16 protein-coding genes are annotated in these 18,662 nt (G+C 58.8%); 6 read left to right on the forward strand and 10 right to left on the reverse strand.

All coding sequences use genetic code 11. The features are described 5' to 3' along the window. Positions 1-221 precede the first annotated feature (221 nt). Entirely contained in the window at positions 222-1,487 is a 1,266-nt protein-coding gene (gene lysA / locus ACR0NM_RS14855; protein ID WP_170626179.1) for a diaminopimelate decarboxylase, read from the forward strand. A 96-nt stretch (positions 1,488-1,583) separates the two neighbouring features. Beyond that, complete coding sequence (locus tag ACR0NM_RS14860; protein WP_480615570.1) at positions 1,584-4,070, forward strand: TIGR02302 family protein; 2,487 nt, start codon at positions 1,584-1,586, stop codon at positions 4,068-4,070. On the opposite strand, the gene ACR0NM_RS14865 is transcribed toward ACR0NM_RS14860, so the two are convergent. Then, the gene (locus tag ACR0NM_RS14865) at positions 4,067-4,834 is read right to left on the reverse strand and encodes a zinc-ribbon domain-containing protein (protein WP_170597269.1); all 768 of its coding nucleotides are present in this window, start codon (positions 4,832-4,834) and stop codon (positions 4,067-4,069) included. The genes ACR0NM_RS14860 and ACR0NM_RS14865 overlap by 4 nt on opposite strands. 182 nt (positions 4,835-5,016) lie before the next feature. Between ACR0NM_RS14865 and ACR0NM_RS14870 the strand changes: the two genes are divergently transcribed. Genes ACR0NM_RS14870 through ACR0NM_RS14885 form a run of 4 tightly spaced genes read left to right on the forward strand, consistent with a single transcriptional unit; the run spans position 5,017 to position 7,922 of the window. Next, complete coding sequence (locus tag ACR0NM_RS14870; protein WP_170423929.1) at positions 5,017-5,694, forward strand: cell division ATP-binding protein FtsE; 678 nt, start codon at positions 5,017-5,019, stop codon at positions 5,692-5,694. After that, complete coding sequence (locus tag ACR0NM_RS14875) at positions 5,691-6,590, forward strand: FtsX-like permease family protein (RefSeq protein WP_170408348.1); 900 nt, start codon at positions 5,691-5,693, stop codon at positions 6,588-6,590. The genes ACR0NM_RS14870 and ACR0NM_RS14875 overlap by 4 nt, the downstream gene beginning before the upstream one ends. After that, on the forward strand, positions 6,590-7,330 hold the full coding sequence (locus ACR0NM_RS14880) for a lysophospholipid acyltransferase family protein (RefSeq protein ID WP_170513904.1): 741 nt from the start codon (positions 6,590-6,592) through the stop codon (positions 7,328-7,330). The genes ACR0NM_RS14875 and ACR0NM_RS14880 overlap by 1 nt, the downstream gene beginning before the upstream one ends. Further along, complete coding sequence (locus ACR0NM_RS14885; RefSeq protein WP_480615410.1) at positions 7,317-7,922, forward strand: pyridoxamine 5'-phosphate oxidase family protein; 606 nt, start codon at positions 7,317-7,319, stop codon at positions 7,920-7,922. The genes ACR0NM_RS14880 and ACR0NM_RS14885 overlap by 14 nt, the downstream gene beginning before the upstream one ends. A 17-nt stretch (positions 7,923-7,939) precedes the next feature. On the opposite strand, the gene ACR0NM_RS14890 is transcribed toward ACR0NM_RS14885, so the two are convergent. From ACR0NM_RS14890 to mdh, 9 genes are all read right to left on the reverse strand, one after another. Then, a complete protein-coding gene (locus ACR0NM_RS14890; protein ID WP_170733571.1) occupies positions 7,940-8,248 on the reverse strand; it encodes an EthD family reductase in 309 nt (102 codons plus the stop codon). 121 nt (positions 8,249-8,369) lie between these two features. Next, positions 8,370-9,758, reverse strand: a complete 1,389-nt coding sequence (gene lpdA / locus ACR0NM_RS14895; protein ID WP_170465907.1) for a dihydrolipoyl dehydrogenase — start codon at positions 9,756-9,758, stop codon at positions 8,370-8,372. 71 nt (positions 9,759-9,829) lie between these two features. After that, on the reverse strand, positions 9,830-10,099 hold the full coding sequence (locus ACR0NM_RS14900) for a hypothetical protein (RefSeq protein ID WP_170395780.1): 270 nt from the start codon (positions 10,097-10,099) through the stop codon (positions 9,830-9,832). 1 nt (position 10,100) lies between these two features. Then, positions 10,101-11,615 carry a 2-oxoglutarate dehydrogenase complex dihydrolipoyllysine-residue succinyltransferase gene (gene odhB, locus ACR0NM_RS14905; RefSeq protein WP_170465910.1) on the reverse strand — a complete coding sequence of 505 codons (1,515 nt, stop codon included), beginning with the start codon at positions 11,613-11,615 and terminating at the stop codon, positions 10,101-10,103. Positions 11,616-11,618: 3 nt separating this feature from the next. Next, on the reverse strand, positions 11,619-14,576 hold the full coding sequence (locus ACR0NM_RS14910; protein ID WP_480571508.1) for a 2-oxoglutarate dehydrogenase E1 component: 2,958 nt from the start codon (positions 14,574-14,576) through the stop codon (positions 11,619-11,621). Continuing rightward, positions 14,573-15,112 (reverse strand): DUF805 domain-containing protein, encoded by a 540-nt coding sequence (locus tag ACR0NM_RS14915; protein ID WP_170395785.1) that lies wholly within the window; start codon positions 15,110-15,112, stop codon positions 14,573-14,575. Before ACR0NM_RS14915 ends, ACR0NM_RS14910 begins: the two co-directional genes overlap by 4 nt. A 34-nt stretch (positions 15,113-15,146) precedes the next feature. Continuing rightward, positions 15,147-16,028, reverse strand: coding sequence for a succinate--CoA ligase subunit alpha (gene sucD / locus ACR0NM_RS14920; protein WP_480615412.1), 882 nt, complete (start codon positions 16,026-16,028; stop codon positions 15,147-15,149). A gap of 83 nt (positions 16,029-16,111) precedes the next feature. Then, a complete protein-coding gene (sucC, locus tag ACR0NM_RS14925; protein WP_170395786.1) occupies positions 16,112-17,305 on the reverse strand; it encodes an ADP-forming succinate--CoA ligase subunit beta in 1,194 nt (397 codons plus the stop codon). Between the two features lie 309 nt (positions 17,306-17,614). Next, positions 17,615-18,577: a malate dehydrogenase gene (gene mdh / locus ACR0NM_RS14930; RefSeq protein ID WP_170353522.1), complete on the reverse strand. Its 963-nt coding sequence runs from the start codon at positions 18,575-18,577 to the stop codon at positions 17,615-17,617. Positions 18,578-18,662: the final 85 nt, after the last annotated feature.

The raw sequence follows: 18,662 nt of genomic DNA on the forward strand, positions 1-18,662 counted from the left end.
ATGAGACCTGTCGGCCTGATCCTCTGCCTCGCCGTACTTGCAGCTTGCGACCCGTCAGGCGCACCCCGAACGGAACCAACGGCCGCACCTAGCGGGTCCGGGGTCTCGGTTTCAGGATATGCGAGGGTTGGCGCGTCAAAGACGTTCTGAACCGCGACGGTGACCACAACCCTACCGGAATCATTTGATCCACATACCTCTTTTGGTCTAAGCGCGCAGGCATGGATCATTTTCTCTACCGCGACGGCGCGCTTTTCGCCGAGGATGTGCCAATCTCCGAAATCGCAGCCGCGGTCGGAACCCCGTTCTATGTCTATTCGACGGCGACGCTGCAGCGGCATTTCAAGCTGTTCGATGACGCGCTTGAGGGCACTGATCACCTTATCTGCTATGCGATGAAAGCGGCCAGCAATCAGGCCATCCTGAAGACGCTGGCGCAGGCAGGTGCGGGAATGGATGTGGTTTCGGGCGGGGAATATCTGCGCGCCAAAGCCGCGGGCGTGCCCGGAGACAAGATTGTCTTTTCGGGCGTCGGCAAGACAGCGGATGAGATTCGTACCGCTCTGACCGGTGAAATTCGTCAGTTCAACGTTGAATCCGAGCCCGAAATGCAGGTGATCAATGCGGTTGCACTGGAATTGGGCAAGGTTGCGCCGATCACTGTTCGGGTGAATCCGGACGTGGATGCAAAAACCCACGCCAAGATCGCCACCGGCAAGTCCGAGAACAAGTTCGGCATCCCAATCTCGCGTGCGTCCGAGGTTTATGCACTGGCCGCAAGCCTTCCGGGACTGGAGGTGATTGGGATCGATGTCCATATCGGATCGCAACTAACCGAGCTTGAGCCGTTTGAACTGGCTTATAAGAAGGTTGCGGAACTGACAGAGCGCCTACGCGCAGAGGGGCATAACATCCGCCGCCTCGATCTGGGCGGTGGTTTGGGTATTCCTTATGCCCGTTCCAACGACGCGCCTCCGCTGCCGGTTGAATATGGTGCGATGGTCAAGAAAACACTGGGCCATCTGGGCTGCGAGATCGAGATTGAGCCCGGTCGGTTGATTGCCGGAAACGCGGGTCTGATGGTGTCCAAGGTCATCTATGTTAAATCCGGCGAAGACCGCGATTTCCTGATCCTCGATGGCGCGATGAACGACCTGATCCGCCCCGCGATGTATGAGGCGTATCATGATATTGTGGCGGTCGAAGAACCTGCCGCCGGGGTCGAACAACGCCCTTATGACATCGTTGGCCCGGTGTGCGAATCTGGTGATACATTTGCCAAACGGCGCAACATGCCCCCTCTGAAATCGGGTGATCTGATCGCATTCCGCAGTGCAGGTGCCTACGGTGCAGTCATGTCCAGCGAATACAATACGCGGCCCCTGATCCCTGAGGTTCTGGTGAACGGGGATCAATTTGCCGTAATTCGTGAACGCCCAAGCTTTGACGAAATCATAAACCGCGATACCATACCAGAGTGGCTTTGACGCGATAGGCGCGTCGGGCCGATCAGGAGGCCCGCCTTGCGCGACAACCAGACCTTGCCAATTCCAAGACTGTCCCTGTGGTTGACGCACGGGGGTATGCTGGCCGAGCAGGTGATGCGCGCCTTCTGGCCGTTCTTTTCTATTCTTATGGCGCTGCTGGCCGCCCTGATGCTGGGTCTGCACGATCTTGTGCGCATTGAAGCCGTTTGGATTTCTGCAGCGGTCGGATTGATTGCTTTAATTGCGACAGCGGTTTTGGGAATCAGACGGTTCCACCTGCCAACCCGGGCCGAGGCGCTGGTTCGGCTGGATGAAACCCTGCCCGGACGCCCGATACAAGCACTGATGGACGATCAGGCAATCGGTGCGATGGATGCGGATTCGGTGGCACTCTGGCATGCGCACCAGACGCGCATGGCAGATCGTGCATCAAAGGCCGATCCGGTGAAACCCGACTTGCGGCTGGCGTCTCGCGATCCCTATGCGCTTCGCTATGCTGCCTTATTGGCACTCGTCGTTGCGGCTCTGTTCGGCTCGTTCTGGCGGATAGGCTCGGTCGCTGACATGACGCCGGGGACCGCTCAGGCGGGGCAGGGCCCGACTTGGGAGGGTTGGGTTGAACCGCCGCGCTACACCGGACTGCCAACGCTCTATCTGGCCGATCAGACCGATCCAACATTGACAGTGCCCAAAGGCAGCCGCATCACGCTTCGATTTTATGGCGAGGTCGGCGCACATAGTCTGACGGAAACTTCGACGCCTCTGGGCACCGAAGCCGCGACGGACCCGGAACAGGAATTTGTTGCCGAACGCTCGGGTCAGATGCGGATTGATGGCCCGGCAGGGCGCGATTGGGCGCTTGAGATCCTTCCAGACACTGCCCCCAGGATCGCGACGGCAGGAGTGGCGCAATCAGAGGCTGGCGGACAGATGAAGCTGCCCTTCGCTGCTGCGGATGACTATGGAATCGTCTCCGGCACAGCCCGGATCGAATTGGACCTGCCAGCGGTCAACCGTCAATTCGGTCTTGCGACCGAGCCAGAACCGCGCGAGATCATTACGGTCGAGTTGCCAATGCCGATTACAGGCGATCGGACCGATTTCACCGAAGACTTGATCGAGGATTTCTCGCAGCACCCTTGGGCACATTTGCCGGTGAAAATAACCCTCATGGCCATCGACGCGGCAGTTCAAGAGACGGTGGCAGAACCTTATCTGACACAACTGCCGGCCCGTAGGTTCTTTGACCCATTGGCTGCTGCGGTGATCGAACAGCGGCGCGATCTGCTCTGGTCGCGCGAAAACGCGCTGCGTGTATCGCAATTGCTGCGTGCGGTTTCGCACCTACCCGAGGACCTGTTCCGCTCAGATACAGCGTATCTGCGTCTGCGTGTGATCCTGCGGCGGCTGGAGACCTTCGACAAATACGGCGCACTGAACGTCAAACAGCAGGAAGAAATTGCGCAAGCGCTGTGGGATCTGGCGGTTCTGATCGAGGATGGCACGCTGGCCGACGCATTGGAACGGATGCGCCGTGCGCAGGAGCGTCTGACCGAAGCGATGCAGAACGGTGCCAGCGACGAAGAGATTGCCGAACTGATGCAGGAGCTGCGCGAAGCGACACAGGATTACATGCGGCAACTCCAGCGTCTGGCGCAGGAAAACGGTGAGACGCAGCAAGGACAGCAGGGCCAGAACGGCGAAACCCTGCAGATGACGCAGGATGACCTGCAGCGAATGATGGACCGCATTCAGGAGCTCATGGAACAAGGCCGCATGGCCGAAGCGCAGCAGGCATTGGAAGAGTTCCAGCAAATGATGGAAAACATGCGCGTCACACAAGGGCAGGGCCAAGGTGGCCAGTCCGAAGGACAGCAGGCCATGGAAGGGCTGGCAGAAACCCTGCGCGAACAACAGGGCCTCAGCGATCAGGCATTCCGCGACCTGCAGGAACAGTTCAACCCCGGTGCGCAAGCGGGCGAAAGTCAGGGCAATGAGGGTCGCAACGGTGGTCTGGGACGCGGCCAGAGCCATGAAGGCCAAGGCGGTCGGGGCCAGGGTCAGGATGAGGCTGGTGAAGGCCAGCAAGGTCAGGGGTCACTGGCGGATCGGCAGCAGGCGCTGCGGGATGAGTTGAGTCGGCAACAACAAGGTCTGCCCGGCGGTGGTACACCCGAAGGCGACGCTGCGCGCGAAGCATTGGGCCGTGCGGGCCGGGCCATGGACGACGCCGAAGACGCCTTGCGCAGCGATGATCTGGCCGAGGCGATTGACCGTCAATCCGAGGCGATGGAAGCCTTGCGCGAAGGCATGCGTTCACTGGGCGAAGCCCTGGCGCAGAACCAGCAGAACCAGCCGGGTCAAGGGACCGAGGCCGGCGACATGCAGGCCAATAACCGCGATCCATTGGGTCGTACGCCAGGTTCCGTGGGATCAATCTCGACCGACGACAACCTGCTGCAAGGCGAAGATGTATATCGCCGTGCGCGCGAGTTGCTGGATGAAATCCGCCGTAGGACCGGTGAACAGGATCGGCCTCAGATCGAGTTGGAATACCTCAAGCGATTGCTCGAAAGGTTCTAGTTCTGCCCTGCGCCCCCGGTCTGTGTCTCAAGCCAAAGGCGCGCTTGATCGACCAGTGAGACATATGATTTCAACATCGGATCAGCCTGAGGAACCGCCTCGCTGATCTGATTGGCATTGCCATATATCAGAAACAGAATGACGCCGATGATAATGATCAAGGCAAAGCCACGCAGAAACCCACCGGATTTGCGGGCCGGAGCAACGGCTTCAGCTTCGTCCGATGTCAAGTCGCTGCGCAGACCCGAGTTGATCGCCTCAACATCCGGCAGCTCATCTTTCTGACCTGCGTCAGCGGCGGTTTCAGTGGCCGAGGGCCGTTTCGGTTTGACCTTGGGCTCTTCAGGCGGATCCAATGCCAGATCAGGTTGGCTTTCCAGATTGCTGCCTTCACGCTCGCGCAGTTCTGCCTCGCGTGCAGCCTCTTCCTTGAGGATGCTGGATACCGCTGGGTCTACGTTTCCAACACTCAATTCCTCGGGCGCATCGGGTTCTGGTGTGTCTTCTGCCTTAACCTTTTCTGGCTCGGCCTTGGCCGTATCGGGTTCTGGCGCATCCTCTGACTTAACATCTTCCGGTTCGGCAAAGGCTGCCTGGATTGCAGTTGCAGATTTCGCTTCCGGCTCTGCTTTGCTGGCGACTGGATACTTTTCCTGAAACCAGGTCTCTTCGCAAGCCGAGCATTGAACTTCGCGCCCGTCCTCGGGGATCACTTCGTCCGGGACTTCGTACTGGGCGCTGCAATTCGGACACGTTAAACGCATTCTGCCTCCTGGCCTTCAAGGCTGGCCTGATAATAGTTTTTTCAGGGATGATATTCCGTTAAGACCCAACAGCAAAGCGTGTTTTCGGTTTCGCGGGCCAAGTGTCGCCAATTGGCCCCGCCCGAGGCATTGAATCCACCGCTGCGCTCGGGCAAGAGGTGAGCAGAATAAAGGGGGCAGGCGTGATCGAGCTGGAGAATATCAGCTATACCTACGGCGGTGGTGAGTTGCTAAGCGATGTTTCGCTGCAATTGCAGCCCGGATCGTTCCACTTTCTGACCGGGCCTTCGGGTGCGGGCAAGACCACATTGCTGAAACTCTGTTATGGCGCGTTGTTGCCAACCTCGGGCAGGTTGATGGCCTTTGGCGAGGATATCGCCCGCATGGACCGTGATCAGATGGCGCTGCTGCGCCGCCGAATTGGCGTGGTGCATCAGGATTGCCGGTTTTTGGATCACATGACGCTGGCCGAGAATGTCGCGTTGCCGCTGATGGTCTCGGGGCGCTCTGAAAATGGGCAGCAGGACGATCTGACCGAACTGCTGGGCTGGGTCGGGCTTGGCAGCAGGCTTGAGGCGCACCCGCCTGAATTATCGGGGGGTGAACGTCAGCGTGCCGCATTGGCCCGCGCAGTCATCCTATCGCCCGATGTAGTGCTTGCGGATGAGCCCACCGGTAATGTGGACTGGGAGATGTCGCAACGACTTCTGCGCCTGTTGGTCGAATTGAACAGGATGGGAAAAACCGTGCTGATCGCCACCCATGACCTAAGCCTGATCCGCGCCGCCAAAAGCCAGGTTCAGGCTCGCGTTCTGCGTATCGCGCAGCGCCGGGTGCAGCTTGCGGGGGCGGATCTATGAGCAAGGGCACGATCCGCAATTTGCTGCGCCGTGACAGCCGCGCCGACCGGGTGGTGCCACCCACGGGCTTTACCGCGCAATTGACCCTGTTCGTGTCTGGTGCAATGGCCTTTCTGGCGGTTTTTGCGCTGGCTCTTTCGTTAGCCTCGGGCCGTGTGGCGGATCGTTGGGCTTCAGAGTTGGCGGGGGCAGCGACCTTGCGGATCAATGCCCCCGCAGATCAACGTGCGGCGCAAACCGAGGCTGCTTTGAACGTCCTCCAGCAAACGCCGGGTGTGGCTTCGGCTCGCGCGTTGACGAGCGAAGAGCAGGCCACACTGCTGTCACCCTGGTTCGGACCGGACTTGCCTCTGGACACTTTACCAATCCCGCAGCTGATAGAGATTATCGAAGGTGAGCCGGGTCTTGATGCGGCTGGCCTGCGGCTGCGGCTAGGGGCTGAGGTGCCGGGCGCAGTGCTGGATGATCACACTCGCTGGCGCGAGCCATTGGTTGATGCGGCCAATTCACTGCGGCGTCTGGGCTGGATTTCGATCCTGCTGATCGGCGGCGCCACTGCCGCCATGATCACGCTTGCCGCCAACGCCTCGCTTGCCGCCAACGCGCAGATAATCGAGGTTCTGCGTCAGGTCGGAGCGCGGGACCGGTTCATCGCCGGAGCGTTCGTGCGCCGCTTTACGTTCCGGGCGCTGTTTGGGGCAGCGGTCGGCACCTTGCTGGGTATGACGGGTGTATTGTTGCTCCCCGAAGCCTCGGATGCGGGTGGTTTTCTCACTGGCCTTGGGTTTCAGGGTATCGGTTGGATCCTGCCCGTGCTGATCCCGGTATTGGGCGCGGCCGTTGCGTTTCTGGCCACATGGTCAGCCGCGCAGCGCAAGTTGAAGGAGCTTTCGTGATGTTCATGGCTATTCAATGGGTCCGGTCGCTGATCTTCATGATCACCATCTATGCCTGGATGCTGGTACTGGGGCTTGTCTTTGCCCCCTATGCGCTGTTCGCCAAGCGTGGCGCATTGCGAGCATGCAAAACCTATGCGCGCACAACCAAGTGGTTGGCCCGCTGGATGGTTGGTATTCGCTGCGAAGTGCGCGGGGAAGTCCCACATGGCGAGGTTGTGATCGGCGCCAAGCACCAGTCGTTTCTGGACATCATCATAATCTTCGACGCCATCCCACACGGCAAATTCATCATGAAGCGAGAGCTTCTGTGGACGCCGGTCATCGGAATGTATGCGCGCCGTCTGGGATGTATCCCGGTCAATCGCGGCAAACGCGGGGCGGCGGTTGCGAAGATGGTCAAGGATGTCGCCCGCGAGTTCAGCGAACCCGGTCAGTTGGTGATCTACCCGCAAGGTACGCGCGTCGCGCCTGGGGTGCACAAGCCCTACAAGGTTGGAACGGCGGTTCTGTATGAAGGTCTCGGGTTCCCGTGCGTACCCGTTGCCACAAATGCGGGCGTCTTCTGGCCCAGAACCGGTGTCATGCGCAAGCCCGGCACGGCGATTGTCGATTTCCTAAATCCAATCGAACCCGGCGTTGCGCGGAATGACTTTCTGGAACGGCTGGAAAACGTGATTGAGACACGGTCCAACGAACTGATGCGAGAAGTGGGGTTTGACCCGGATGGAATTCGTTAAGGATATCACTGCCCTTGAGGCTCTGTATGGCACACCCGGCGCAGCCTCCATACGCAAAGTGGCGCGGCGGCTAACACCGCTCTACCGCAAATGGATTATGGCCTCACGCCTGTGTATCCTCAGCACCGTCGGCTCCGAAGGTGTCGATGGCAGCCCGCGTGGAGATGAAGGGCCAGTTGTGTTGGAACTGGACCAAGGCACCCTGGCACTGCCGGATTGGCGGGGAAACAACCGCTTGGATTCCCTGCGAAATATCGTACTCGATCCACGCGTCTCATTGTTGTTCATGGTGCCCGGTTCGAACAATGTGGTTCGGGTAAATGGGAACGCTCAACTGACTGCAGATGAAGCCCTGCGCGCCCGGTTCGAGAAAAACGGGAAGCGCCCCGCGACCGTCATCGTGATCGAAATTTCCGAAATCTACACCCAATGTGCCCGCGCCTTGATGCGCGCGCAAACATGGAGCGGGCGGGATGAATCCGATGGGCTGCCAACCATCGGCGAGATCCTCTCGGAGATGACGTCAGGAGAAGAAGGCGGCGCGCAATATGATCAGGAATGGGGTGCCCGCGCCGCAAAAACCATGTGGTAGGTAAACATGGTTCTGATTCAGCCGATCACCTCACCGATCAGCATCTGCGGTTTGACATTGGTGAAATTTGGCAGATCAGCCAGTACAGGGCCTGCCTTTGACATACCGTCGTTCATCGCTTCCTGATCTTCAAATATGATCGTTGCGATCGCGTAGTGACCCGCCGCCTCATCCGGGCCTCCCGCAATGCCTTTGGTTACGACCGTACGTTCGATATGTGACCCCATGTGCTCGCCGACAAGCGGAAGATGTGTGTCGACATAATAGTCGAAATCGAAATGTGTTTCTGTACCTATGGGATAGATCACCTGTAAACTGACGCTCATCTGACTTCCTTTCCAAAAGCAATGGAGTCAGTAAACCGCGTCTGATCACCTGCCGCAAATGGTTTTGAGCGACACGGGGTGCCGCTCAAGGAGACTAGGTAGAGGACCTGCTCAGGTTTGGTCAGCTATGAATTGGCCCGTCACCACAGGCGAGCGCCGCCTCGCGCACTGCTTCGGAATAGGTCGGGTGAGCGTGACAGGTCAGGGCCAGATCTTCGGCTGATGCGCCGAATTCCATGGCGACGCAAACCTCGTGGATCAGGTCTCCGGCCGCGGGGCCGATGATATGCGCGCCCAGAATGCGATCGGTTTCTTTGTCTGCCAGAATCTTGACGAACCCGTCGGCTGCGAAATTCGCCTTGGCCCGGCCATTGCCCATGAACATGAATTTGCCGACCTTGTAGGCGCGGCCCTGTTCTTTGAGTGTCGCTTCGGTCTCACCCACATTGGCCACTTCGGGCCAAGTGTAGATGACCCCAGGAATGACACCATAGTTCACATGACCATGCTTGCCTGCAACCTGCTCGGCTGCGGCCATGCCCTCGTCTTCAGCCTTGTGGGCCAGCATCGGGCCTTCGGTCACGTCGCCGATGGCGTAGATGCCCGGCACGTTGGTCTGCCAATCACTACCGACCTTGATCTGGCCGCGCGGGGTCATCTCGACGCCCAAAGCGTCCAGCCCCAGCCCATCCGAATATGGCTTGCGCCCGGTGGCCACCAGCACAGTATCAGCATCGATGACATGCTCGCTGTCATCTTTGAGCAGCTTGTACGTTACCTTGGCTTTGGTCTTGGTGGCTTCGGTCTTTTGCACCGCAGCGCCCATGACGAATTTCAAACCCTGTTTCTTCAGGATGCGCTGGAAAGTCTTCTGAACCTCGGGGTCCATACCCGGCGTGATTTCCTTGAGGAATTCGATCACCGTCACCTCTGCGCCCAAACGGCTGTAGACCGAGCCCAATTCAAGCCCGATCACACCGGCACCGATCACAATCATTTTCTTGGGAACTTTGCCCAGAGACAACGCGCCGGTCGAAGTCACCACGACCTTTTCGTCAACCTCGACGCCAGGCAGTGCCGATGGCTCAGAGCCCGACGCGATAATGATGTTCTTGGTCTCATGGACCTCATCACCAACCTTGACCTTGCCCGCAGCAGGGATTGAGCCCCAACCTTTCAGCCAATCGATCTTGTTCTTCTTGAACAGAAACTCGATGCCCTTGGTGTTGCCATCGATCACCTCGTCCTTGTAGGCCTGCATCTGCTTCCAATCGACCGAAGGTGACTTCCCCTTCAGACCCATCTTTGCAAAGTTGTGTTCGGCTTCGTGCAACTGATGGCTGGCATGCAACAATGCTTTCGAGGGGATGCAGCCCACGTTCAGGCAAGTCCCACCCAGCGTCTCGCGCCCCTCGACAACTGCGGTTTTAAGGCCCAGTTGGGCGCAACGGATGGCGCAGACATAGCCGCCTGGTCCGGCGCCGATTACGATGACGTCATAATTTGCCATTACATTCTCCTAAATCGACCGGCTGATCCGGCAGCGTCCCGATCCGGTATGGCGGGTCGGGTACCTATATTTCAAACGGGTTCCAGCAGCTTGATTGATATATGCGCAATGCCGCCGCGTTCGTGGTGCATCGCCAGTTCTTCGGACCCAAAAAAGGCTTTGGCCTTATCCAGATTCATAACCTCGAACATCGCTATCGCATGATCCCGCTGATCTGGATCGCGCCAGACATGCAGGTCGCGGATACCCGCGGCCTTGCGCATCGGTTGATCCTCGCGGAACACTTTCAGCCAGGCATCGAAATCGGCCACATCGGCTTGCCACAGTACATGAGTCGCCATCTTAAAGATCCATCAGCAGACGGCGCGGGTCTTCCAGCGCCTCTTTTACGCGGACAAGGAATGTCACCGCACCCTTGCCGTCCACAATACGGTGATCATAGGACAGCGCCAGATACATCATCGGGCGGATTTTGATCTCACCATTGATGACCATGGGACGATCCTGGATCTTGTGCATGCCCAGAATGCCCGATTGCGGCGGGTTCAGGATCGGTGAAGACATCAGCGAGCCGTAGACGCCTCCGTTCGAGATCGTGAAAGTGCCGCCCTGCATTTCCGCCATCGAGAGTTTACCATCACGGGCGCGCTTGCCCTTCTCGGCGATGGCTTTCTCGATCGCTGCGAAAGACATCGAGTCCGCATCCCGGATGACTGGAACCACCAGCCCTTGCGGCGTACCTGCGGCCACACCCATATGCACGAAGTTCTTGTAGACGATGTCATTGCCGTCGATCTCGGCATTCACTTCGGGCACTTCTTTCAGCGCATGACAGCAGGCCTTGGTGAAGAAGGACATAAAGCCCAGACGTACGCCATGCTTCTTCTCGAACTGGTCCTTGTACTGGTTGCGCAAGGCCATCACCTCAGTCATGTCCACCTCGTTATAGGTGGTCAGGATCGCGGCGGTGTTCTGCGCGTCCTTCAGGCGCTTGGCAATGGTCTGGCGCAGACGGGTCATGCGCACGCGCTCTTCGCGGCTCGCATCCTCGGCAGCCACAGGCGCGCGCGGAGCTTGGGCAGCGGGGGCGGGCACAGCCGCCGCAGGCGCTGGGGCCGTAGCTGCTGCAACTGCCTTTGCCACGTCTTCTTTCATGATACGACCATCGCGTCCGGTGCCAGTGACCTGATCCGCAGACAGACCAGCTTCGGCCATCGCTTTCTCAGCCGATGGAGCGTTGGACACGTCTTTACCTGTGCTGGCTGCAGCCGGAGCGGCGACGGCTGCCACCGGAGCCGCTGCCGCACCAGCGGCTGCGCCCGAGATCACCGCCAATTTGGCAGAAGCATCGACCGTGCTGCCTTCAGGCGCAACGATTTCAGCCAGAACGCCTGCCGCCGGGGCAGGGACCTCGACCGAGACCTTGTCGGTTTCCAGTTCGCACAGCATTTCATCCTGTGCAACGCTGTCGCCGACCTGTTTGAACCATGTCGAGACTGTAGCCTCGGTGACGGATTCACCCAATGTCGGCACCATCACATCTACACTGCCGCCTGATGCTGCGGGTGCCGCTGCCGCCGGGGCCGGGGCCGCCGCTGCCGGAGCAGGCGCAGCCCCTTCGCCCGCCGCTATCGTGGCAAGCAGGGCATCGACGCCCACGGTCTCACCTTCGGCTGCAACGATCTCACCCATCACGCCAGCAGCGGGTGAGGGCACCTCGACCGTGACCTTGTCGGTCTCAAGTTCACATAGCATCTCATCTACGGCGACTGCATCGCCGGGTTTTTTGAACCAAGTCGCAACGGTGGCTTCGGTGACAGACTCGCCCAGCGTGGGAACACGAACTTCAATCGTCATCGTTTACTTTCCTTCAATGCTCAGCGCTTCGTTCACCAGCGCTTCTTGTTGGGCTTTGTGTTGGCTGGCCAGACCCGTCGCGGGCGAGGCCGAAGTTGCGCGACCGGCATAGACCGGACGAGTGTGTTTTGCGCCAATGCGGGTCAGAACCCATTCGATATTGGGCTCAATAAAGGTCCAAGCACCCTGGTTCTTGGGTTCTTCCTGACACCAGACCATCTCGGCCCCCTTGAAGCGCTCAAGCTCGTTGATCAGCGAATGCGCGGGGAAAGGATAGTATTGCTCGATCCGCATTAAGTAGATGTCGTCGATGCCGCGCGCATCGCGTTCCTCAAGCAGATCAAAATAGACCTTGCCCGAGCACATGACGACCCGCTTGATCTTGTCATCTGCCACCAGTTTAGTGTCCGAGTTGCCCTGTTGAGCATCATCCCACAGCACCCTATGGAAGCTCGAGCCTGTGGTGAATTCCTCGGCCTTGCTGACCGCCAGCTTATGGCGCAGCAGCGACTTCGGCGTCACCAGGATAAGCGGCTTGCGGAAGGTCCGGTGCAATTGACGGCGCAGGATGTGGAAATAGTTCGCAGGCGTTGTGCAGTTCGCCACGATCCAGTTGTCCTGACCGCACATTTGCAGAAACCGCTCAAGCCGTGCAGATGAGTGTTCTGGGCCTTGCCCTTCGAACCCATGTGGCAGCAGCGTGACCAGACCAGACATCCGCAGCCACTTCGATTCACCCGAACTGATGAACTGATCGAACATGATCTGTGCCCCATTGGCGAAATCGCCAAACTGTGCTTCCCAGAGAACAAGCGCGTTGGGCTCGGCCAGTGAATAGCCATACTCGAACCCAAGCACCGCGTATTCGGACAGCATCGAGTCAATCACGTCATAATGTGATTGGCCCTTGCGGATATTGTTCAGCGGGTAATACCGTTCCTCGGTTTCCTGATGGACAAATCCGGAATGGCGTTGGCTGAATGTGCCACGCGTCGCGTCCTGTCCGGCCAAACGTACAGGGTAGCCTTCGGTCAGCAGAGAGCCAAACGCCAGAGCCTCGCCCGTTGCCCAGTCAAAGCCGGTTCCGTTTTCGAACATCTGTTTTTTGTGGTCCAGCAACCGGCCCACGGTTTTGTGCATCGCAAAACCTTCAGGGGTGCTGGTCAGAGCGGTGCCGATCTCGGCCAGCGTCTCTGGTGTAATTGCGGTTTCACCGCGCATGTATTCGTCTTTGTGCTTGTCCAGATGCGACCAGCGCCCATCCAGCCAGTCGGCTTTGTTTGGCTTGTAGTCTTTCCCGGCATCGAACTCTTCATTCAGATGTGCCTGAAAGGCCGCCTTCATGTCTTCAATCTCGCCTTCGGGGATAAGCCCGTCCCTGACAAGGCGCTCGGTATACAACGACAACGTGGTCTTATGCGTCTTGATCTTCTTGTACATGATCGGGTTGGTAAACATGGGTTCGTCACCCTCGTTATGACCAAACCGGCGGTAGCAGAAGATATCCAGCACCACGTCCTTGTGGAACTTCTGGCGGAACTCGGTCGCCACCTTGGCGGCATGCACCACCGCCTCGGGGTCGTCGCCATTCACGTGGAAGATGGGAGCTTCAACCATCAGCGCGATATCCGTTGGATAAGGGCTGGAACGGCTGAAATGTGGCGCGGTGGTAAAGCCGATCTGGTTGTTTACCACGATATGCATGGTGCCGCCGGTCTTGTGCCCTTTCAGACCCGACAGGCCGAAGCCTTCGGCGACAACACCCTGACCGGCAAAGGCCGCATCACCGTGCAGGAGGATGCCCATCACCTTGGTGCGGTCTTCGTCGTTCAACTGGTCCTGCTTGGCGCGGACCTTACCCAGAACCACCGGGTTCACCGCCTCAAGGTGCGAGGGGTTTGCGGTCAGCGACAGGTGAACGCTATTGCCATCGAACTCTCGGTCGCTTGACGCGCCGAGGTGATATTTCACGTCGCCTGATCCATCCACGTCTTCGGGCTTGAAGCTGCCGCCCTGAAACTCGTTGAAGATCGCGCGATAGGGCTTGCCCATCACATTGGCCAGAATGTTCAGACGACCCCGGTGTGGCATACCGATGACGATATCGCTGAGGCCCAAGGCGCCGCCGCGCTTGATGATTTGTTCCATCGCGGGGATCAGTGCCTCGCCACCATCCAGACCAAACCGCTTGGTGCCCATGTATTTCACATGCAGGAATTTCTCGAAACCCTCGGCCTCGACCATCTTGTTCAGGATCGCCTTGCGGCCTTCCTTGGTGAAGGCGATTTCCTTACCGAACCCCTCGATGCGTTCCTTCAGCCACGCGGCCTCTTCTGGGTTCGAGATATGCATGTATTGCAGCGCGAAGGTGCCGCAATAGGTCCTCTTCACGATCTCGACGATTTGGCGCATGCTGGCCATCTGCAGGCCCAGCACGTTGTCAATAAAGATCGGTCGATCCATGTCAGCATCGGTGAACCCGTAAGTCTTCGGGTCCAGCTCGGGATGCGTACTGGCGGCGCGCATGCCCAGCGGGTCCAGATCAGCTGCCAGATGGCCCCGGATACGATAGGCCCTGATCAGCATCAGCGCCCGCAGGCTGTCCAGCACCGCGCGCTTGATCTGGTCATCGCTGACCTCGACCCCCTTGGCTTCGGCCTTGCCCTTGATCTTCTTGCCTGCCGCCTTGGCGTCGATCTCGGCCCACTCGCCAGTCAACGCACCGGTCAGATCATCCGCAGGCATCGGAGGCCAATCGCTGCGTGCCCACGAAGGCCCCTCGGCCTCGCGCTGCACATCCGGCGCGTCATCGCCCATGGCCTTGAAGAACTCGACCCAGGCTGCGTCGACCGCACCGGGGTTCTTGGTGTACTGGGCATAAAGCTGCTCCAGATATTCGGCATTATGCCCCTGCATGAAGCTTGAGGCATGAAAGGCGGTGTTGGGCGAGTGTTCGGTCATTGGGCTACCTCATATGGGTTGGGACCGTATTGGTTGGTGCCTGGTTCGCTGGGGCGGGTCAGCCACCACAGAACCAGGAGGGGCGACACAAACAGGACAAGAAGTGTCGGAATGACAATAAGAAGAGTTGCGCGGGTGAACAGGATATCCAACGTGCCGCCATGGAACTGGCTGGCAAGGCCGATGCCAAAGATCAGGACGGCAAGCGCACCAAGTATCAGCAGGATCGGCAGCAAAGCATAAAGCCCGCTGCGCCCGGTATCATGCATCCGCCGCCATGCAACGGCCAGATGCGGGAAGAAGACAATCAGGCTGACGATGCTTTGGACCGGGCCTGTTGAGGTGGCCGTGACGGATTTGGATGTTTCGGTTTCAGTCACTGCGACCTGAGTGAAGAACTGCCAGTCGATGATCCCGGCAATGATGCTCCAGATCATGATGAACAGGAAAAAAAACCAGTATTCGGGCCGCGAGGCACGGCCCGAAAAGGTGAAAAACTTGGAGAAACAGGTTTTAATGGCTTCGCCGAAAGTCATGTTTACCGCTCCTCCCAAAGTAGTCAAATTCTGGTCAACCGATGGCTTCCAGCACAGCTTCACCCAGCTGCGCCGGGCTTTCGGCCACGATGATACCGGCCGAGCGCATGGCTTCGATCTTGTCCTCGGCACCGCCCTTGCCGCCAGCGACGATCGCGCCCGCGTGGCCCATGCGGCGGCCCGGAGGGGCTGTGCGGCCTGCGATGAAACCGGCGGTCGGCTTTTTGCGGCCCTTCCTGGCCTCATCCGCCAGGAACTGCGCAGCTTCTTCCTCGGCCGAGCCACCGATCTCACCGATCATGATGATCGAGTGGGTTTCGTCATCGGCCAGGAACCACTCCAGCACGTCGATATGCTCGGTGCCTTTGATCGGGTCGCCGCCGATGCCCACGCAGGTGGACTGGCCAAGACCCACATCGGTGGTCTGCTTGACGGCCTCATAGGTCAGGGTGCCGGAACGCGACACAACGCCGACCGAGCCGCGCTTGTGGATGTGGCCGGGCATGATGCCGATCTTGCAGGCGTCGGGCGTGATGACACCGGGGCAGTTCGGGCCGATCAGGCGCGAGTTCGACCCTTCCAGCGCACGCTTCACCTTCATCATGTCCAGAACGGGGATGCCTTCAGTGATGCAGACGATCACTTCCATCTCGGCATCAATCGCCTCGAGGATCGAATCCGCTGCAAACGGCGGCGGCACGTAGATCACGCTGGCATTGGCTTCGGTCACATGCTTGGCCTCGTGGACCGAGTTGAACACTGGTAGACCCAAGTGCTCCATCCCGCCTTTGCCGGGTGTCACGCCGCCGACCATCTTGGTGCCATAAGCGATGGCTTGTTCAGAGTGGAATGTGCCCTGCGAGCCGGTAAAGCCCTGACAGATCACTTTGGTATTTTCGTCGATGAGGACTGCCATCTGGCGTTCTCCTTTATACGGCAGGCTTCTGCCCGCCAAAATCTTGGGAAAGGCGGGCTGAAGCCCACCCTACGGGATGACACTCAGCCTTTAACCGCCTTCACGATCTTCTCGGCACCGTCTTTCAGGTTGTCCGCCGCGATCACGTCTAGGCCCGAGGTGTTGATGATCTCTTTGCCCTTCTCGACATTCGTGCCTTCCAGACGCACGACCAGCGGGACCTGAAGGCCCACCTCTTTCACCGCGGCAACGACGCCCTCGGCAATCACATCACAGCGCATGATGCCGCCGAAGATGTTGACCAGAATGCCTTTGACGTTCGGATCCGAGGTGATGATCTTGAACGCCTCGGTCACTTTCTCTTTGGTCGCGCCACCGCCAACATCCAGGAAGTTGGCAGGCTCGGCACCGTAAAGCTTGATGATGTCCATCGTCGCCATCGCCAGACCAGCACCGTTGACCATGCAGCCGATCTCACCGTCCAGCGCGATGTAGTTCAGGTCGTATTTGGACGCTTCCAGTTCCTTGGGGTCTTCCTCGGTCGTGTCGCGCAACTCGGCAATATCCGGGTGGCGGTATACCGCGTTACCATCAAAGCCGACTTTTGCGTCCAGTACTTTCAGGTCGCCCTTGTCCGAGACGATCAGCGGGTTGATCTCCAGCATCTCCATGTCCTTCTCGACGAAGGCATTGTAGAGCTGGTTCATCAGCTTGACGCATTGTTTGACCTGCGCGCCTTCCAGTCCCAACGAGAACGCGATGCGGCGGCCGTGATAGGGCTGATAACCAGTGGCGGGATCAACCGAGAAGGACAGGATTTTCTCAGGCGTCGCAGCGGCCACCTCTTCGATGTCCATGCCGCCTTCGGTCGAGCATACGAATGAGATACGGCTGGTCTGGCGGTCCACCAGCAGGGCCAGGTAAAGTTCACGTTCGATGCCCGAACCGGCTTCGATGTAGATGCGGTTCACCTGCTTGCCTGCGGGGCCGGTCTGATGGGTGACCAGCGTGCGGCCCAGCATCTTTTTGGCTTCTTCGGCGGCTTCTTCCACCGATTTGGTCAGACGGACACCGCCTTTTTCACCGGCGTCGGCCTCTTTAAAGGAACCCTTGCCGCGACCACCCGCGTGGATTTGCGCCTTGACGACCCAAAGCGGCCCGTCCAATTCACCGGCTGCGGTTTTGGCTTCCTCGGCGCGCAGAACTGCGCGACCATCGGAGACCGGAGCGCCATAGCTGCGAAGAAGCGCTTTGGCTTGATATTCGTGAATGTTCATCGAAATTGTCCCGTCTGACTACGATTACACCGTTATAGGGGTGTCTAAGCGCCAAAATTAAAGAGTTTTTTGACGGGTCACGGGAAATTGTCGAAGATTTTCAGTATTTGTGATCACAGGTTTTTGGGGTGTGATCACAAAAATTGCGGGGCGTGGAAATTGATTCGATGATCCGGGATCATGCCCACAAAACACATTCATAGATGAGTTTTGCGACGTTTGCGCGAACATCTTTTAGCCAGCTTGGCACCGTGTAAAAGAAAACCGGCCCGTGAAGAGGGCCGGTTCATTGGTTTTAGGGTTCGTGACTTAGGCCAGCGAGCTGTCGATGCCCTTGCATGCTTCGATCAGGCCCTTAACGGCATTGACCGAATTGTCGAAACCGGCCTGTTCTTCTTCGTTCAGCTTGATGTCGACGACGCGCTCGATACCACCTGCACCGATTACGGTAGGCACGCCGACATACATGCCGTCGACACCCAGTTCGCCGTTGCAATAGGCTGCACAAGGCAGAACGCGCTTCTGATCTTTCAAATAGGCTTCGGCCATTTCGATCGCCGAAGTCGCCGGTGCATAGAAAGCCGAGCCGGTCTTCAGCAGGCCAACGATTTCTGCGCCGCCGTCACGGGTGCGCTGAACGATGGCGTCCAGTTTTTCCTGCGTGGTCCAGCCCATCTCAACCAGATCGGGCAGCGGGATACCGGCAACGGTCGAGTAGCGTACCGAAGGCACCATCGTGTCGCCATGGCCGCCCAGAACAAAGGCGGTGACGTCGCGCATGGACACATTGAACTCTTCCGACAAGAAGTGTGCGAAACGGCCCGAGTCCAGAACGCCCGCCATGCCGCAGACTTTGTTGTGCGGCAGGCCCGAGAATTCACGCAGCGCCCAAACCATCGCGTCCAGCGGGTTGGTGATGCAGATGACGAACGCATCCGGAGCGTTTGCGGCGATGCCTTCACCGACCGATTTCATGACCTTCAGGTTGATGCCCAGCAAGTCGTCGCGGCTCATGCCCGGCTTGCGCGGCACGCCAGCGGTGACGATGCAGACGTCGGCACCGGCGATATCCTCATAGGACTGGGTGCCTTTCAGCTTGGCGTCGAAGCCTTCCGAGGGACCGGATTCGGCGATGTCCAGCGCCTTTCCTTCCGGGGTGCCTTCGGCGATGTCGAACAGCACGACGTCACCAAGTTCTTTCATTGCAGCGAGGTGGGCGAGCGTGCCGCCGATCTGACCTGCGCCGATCAGCGCGATCTTGGGTCTGGCCATTTGGAATATCTCCGGTCGGTTTTGAAATCGCGGTTGTGCTAGTCGCAAAAGCGGCGTCACGCAAGCCTTCTGCGGCGCGGCATGC

Source organism: Ruegeria sp. AF2 (assembly GCF_056542025.1).

Coding starts and splice junctions, on each gene's coding strand:
- ACR0NM_RS14915 (WP_170395785.1), bottom strand. CDS start 15,112: ATGACTTTCGGCGAAGCCATTAAAACCTGTTTCTCCAAGTTTTTCACC.
- ACR0NM_RS14865 (WP_170597269.1), bottom strand. CDS start 4,834: ATGCGTTTAACGTGTCCGAATTGCAGCGCCCAGTACGAAGTCCCGGAC.
- mdh (WP_170353522.1), bottom strand. CDS start 18,577: ATGGCCAGACCCAAGATCGCGCTGATCGGCGCAGGTCAGATCGGCGGC.
- ACR0NM_RS14890 (WP_170733571.1), bottom strand. CDS start 8,248: ATGAGCGTCAGTTTACAGGTGATCTATCCCATAGGTACAGAAACACAT.
- ACR0NM_RS14860 (WP_480615570.1), top strand. CDS start 1,584: ATGCTGGCCGAGCAGGTGATGCGCGCCTTCTGGCCGTTCTTTTCTATT.
- lysA (WP_170626179.1), top strand. CDS start 222: ATGGATCATTTTCTCTACCGCGACGGCGCGCTTTTCGCCGAGGATGTG.
- odhB (WP_170465910.1), bottom strand. CDS start 11,615: ATGACGATTGAAGTTCGTGTTCCCACGCTGGGCGAGTCTGTCACCGAA.
- ACR0NM_RS14910 (WP_480571508.1), bottom strand. CDS start 14,576: ATGACCGAACACTCGCCCAACACCGCCTTTCATGCCTCAAGCTTCATG.
- ACR0NM_RS14875 (WP_170408348.1), top strand. CDS start 5,691: ATGAGCAAGGGCACGATCCGCAATTTGCTGCGCCGTGACAGCCGCGCC.
- ACR0NM_RS14900 (WP_170395780.1), bottom strand. CDS start 10,099: ATGGCGACTCATGTACTGTGGCAAGCCGATGTGGCCGATTTCGATGCC.
- ACR0NM_RS14885 (WP_480615410.1), top strand. CDS start 7,317: ATGGAATTCGTTAAGGATATCACTGCCCTTGAGGCTCTGTATGGCACA.
- lpdA (WP_170465907.1), bottom strand. CDS start 9,758: ATGGCAAATTATGACGTCATCGTAATCGGCGCCGGACCAGGCGGCTAT.
- ACR0NM_RS14880 (WP_170513904.1), top strand. CDS start 6,590: ATGTTCATGGCTATTCAATGGGTCCGGTCGCTGATCTTCATGATCACC.
- sucC (WP_170395786.1), bottom strand. CDS start 17,305: ATGAACATTCACGAATATCAAGCCAAAGCGCTTCTTCGCAGCTATGGC.
- sucD (WP_480615412.1), bottom strand. CDS start 16,028: ATGGCAGTCCTCATCGACGAAAATACCAAAGTGATCTGTCAGGGCTTT.